A 1,096-nucleotide genomic window follows, 5' to 3' on the forward strand; every position below is an offset into this window, starting at 1 on the left:
TGTCGCAACCAGGGACGTTGTTGACAGTCGGCGTGGCGGCTTGATCAACAAGGAGACCTCCGGAAGGAGTGGCGGTGCTTGACGTCGCCGTTCCCAACCGGAGGTCTCTGTGGCCCACGCTAACGCCCGCACCACCCCGTATGCCCGCAAGCTGATCGTCGTCCGTGTCCTGGCCGGTCACCGGCCCGGAGAAGTGGCCAAGCAGCTCGGTGTCAGCCGCCAAACGGTCTACAAGTGGGTGCGGCGCTGGCGCTGTGAAGGCGTCGCCGGACTGCTCGACCGCTCCTCCCGGCCGCACGTGATGCCGCGTCGGACGCCGCCGGCGACGGTCGAACGAATCGTCGCCGCCCGCGCCGAACACCACGCCGGGCCGGTGCGGCTGGCTCCGATCGTGGGCATCCCGGCATCCACCGTCGGCGCGGTGCTGGCCCGGGCGGGCGTGCCACGGCTGGCGGACGTGGATCGGCTCACCGGCGAGCTGCTGCGCGGCCGGCGGCACAGCGACAACCGCTACGTCCGGGAGCGCCCCGGCGACCTACTGCACGTCGACGTGATGAAGCTGGGCCGGATCCCCGACGGCGGCGGCTGGCGGGTGCACGGCCGACAGGCGACCGTGGATCACCGGCACAAGCCGGTGCTCATCGGGTTCGACTACGTGCACGTGGCCATCGACGACCACTCCCGGCTGGCCTACGTCGAGGTTCTGCAAGACGAGCGGGTCGACACCTGCGCCGGCTTCCTCCGTCGGGCGGTGGCCTGGTTCGCCGCCCACCGCGTCACCGTCGCCCGGGTGCTGACCGACAACGCGATGAGCTACCGCCGCGGCAACGCCTGGATCGCCACCTGCGACCAGCTGGGCATCGGCCGCCGGTTCATCAAGCCCGGCCACCCCTGGACCAACGGCAAGGCCGAACGCTTCAACCGGACTCTGCGCACCGAGTGGGCCTACGCCACCGCCTGGACCAGCAACGACCAGCGCACGGCCGCCCTGGACGCCTGGCTGGAGCACTACAACACTGCCCGCAGCCACTCCGCCCTCAAAGGTCAGCCGCCGATCAGCCGCCTCGCCGCGTGAACAACCTGTCCGGTCACGACA

The 1,096-nt window shown here is 70.8% G+C and carries 1 protein-coding gene; it reads left to right on the forward strand.

Annotated features, from left to right (window positions below):
* Positions 1 to 109: 109 nt before the first annotated feature.
* The gene (locus tag DQ240_RS23045; protein WP_113842047.1) at positions 110 to 1,075 is read left to right on the forward strand and encodes an IS481 family transposase; all 966 of its coding nucleotides are present in this window, start codon (positions 110 to 112) and stop codon (positions 1,073 to 1,075) included.
* Positions 1,076 to 1,096: the final 21 nt, after the last annotated feature.

The organism is Blastococcus sp. TF02A-26, from assembly GCF_003319125.1.
Lineage (GTDB): Bacteria > Actinomycetota > Actinomycetes > Mycobacteriales > Geodermatophilaceae > Trujillonella.